Annotated in this window: 1 protein-coding gene and 1 other RNA gene; both read right to left on the bottom strand. The window is 66.9% G+C overall.

Translation table 11 applies throughout. The features are described from left to right. Positions 1–67: 67 nt before the first annotated feature. Positions 68–598, bottom strand: a complete 531-nt coding sequence (mraZ, locus tag HUK84_RS17895) for a division/cell wall cluster transcriptional repressor MraZ (RefSeq protein ID WP_317135311.1) — start codon at positions 596–598, stop codon at positions 68–70. Between the two features lie 320 nt (positions 599–918). Then, positions 919–1,322, bottom strand: an RNA gene (rnpB, locus tag HUK84_RS17890) — RNase P RNA component class A. Positions 1,323–1,482: the final 160 nt, after the last annotated feature.

The raw sequence follows: 1,482 nt of genomic DNA, 5'->3' as shown, positions 1-1,482 counted from the left end.
AGCACCTCGGCCAGCATGACGGGGACATGGCCGGGACGGTGGCCGGCGGGGGGCGTGGTCATGGCGTTCATGCGGCGCCTCCGCCGTTGGTCCCGCCGTGGGTGCTGCCGCCTTGCTGAACGTGATTCTGAACGTGACTCTGTGCGCGGTTCTGGGCCGGCAGGGCGAGATTGCGCGAGCGGGTGCGGGCCTCGGCGCGGCGGCGTTCGGCGGCGGCGGGTTCCCAGATCTGGAAGATGCGGCCCAGCCCCATGAAGGCGACGCTGTCGGTCAGGGTGGCGTGTTCCTTCAGCGCGTCGGGCAGGATGATCCGTCCCTCGCGGTCGGCGTCGACGGGGAAGGCGTCGGCATAGAGGGCGGCGGCCATGTCGTCATGTTCGTCGGAGAACATGTCCAGCCGGTCGAGCGGCTGGCTGAGGGCCGCGAAGGCGGCGGTGGGCCAGGCCTCGATGCAGGGATGCTGGTGCGAGGGGCGCAGGACGACCAGCGCGTCGCCGGCCTGGGCCTGGGCGCGCAGGGCCGTGCGGAAGGGAGCCGGGATCGACACACGGCCCTTGGCGTCGAGGCGGTTCTGATGGGTGCCGAGGAACACACTCACGCTTTTGCGATGCTCCCTCGGCTGGATGGTTGCGGATGCGATTGCGCATGGGCCGGCGCTCCCTGCGCGCCGGGTTTTCATGGGATATCATGGGATTTTATGGGACGTCAAACAAAACGCGCTGAAATTCTGGCAGAAAACCGCAGTTTTTCGTGGGTTGGACAAGTCGTGACAGGACTTGACCCCAATTGTCGCAGCGGGCGGACTTTGGAATGCGGCATGAATATGGATGTTTACGTTATGTTCTAGTTTGAACGTGATCAAAACGAGAACATTTTGCTGGGGGCATTTTGTTGGGGGTGTGTTCCGCAGGAGACGACGAGGCCAGACGGTCTGTAAGCCGGGTTCTGTCCATCCTCGATGAAGATGGGGCGACCATTCCTCTGGGACGCGCCTTGCGGCGCGCCTCACGCGACCAACCCGAACGACGGGGCGGAGGGACCCCCGGCGGCGCCTTTGGGGGCGTCGCCTGCCGTTCCTATTCGGTCTTGCTCCCGGTGGGGTTTGCCCTGCCGCCTGCGTTGCCGCACGCGCGGTGCGCTCTTACCGCACCGTTTCACCCTTGCCCGCACCATCTCCGGCGTACCGGAATGCCGTGGGGGCGGTTTGTTTTCTGTGGCACTTTCCCTGGGGTCGCCCCCGCCGGCCGTTAGCCGGCACCGTTCCTCCGTGGAGCCCGGACTTTCCTCTATCGCGTGGCGACAGCGGTCGCCCGACCGTCTGGCATGCGGAAACTGGCGGTCCGGGCGGCTTGCGTCAAGGGGGAATGCGCCGCATCAAGAGGCGGACGACATGATGAGGCGAGGGCGGGAGCGCGGGCATGGCGGGCGGGCCGGCGGTGGAATCGGGAATGGCGCAATCGGGCTCGGGCGCGGACACGGCGC

The organism is Nguyenibacter vanlangensis (genome assembly GCF_013376155.1).
In the GTDB taxonomy this organism is placed as follows: domain Bacteria; phylum Pseudomonadota; class Alphaproteobacteria; order Acetobacterales; family Acetobacteraceae; genus Gluconacetobacter; species Gluconacetobacter vanlangensis.
This window is presented reverse-complemented; position numbering and strand designations above follow the sequence as displayed.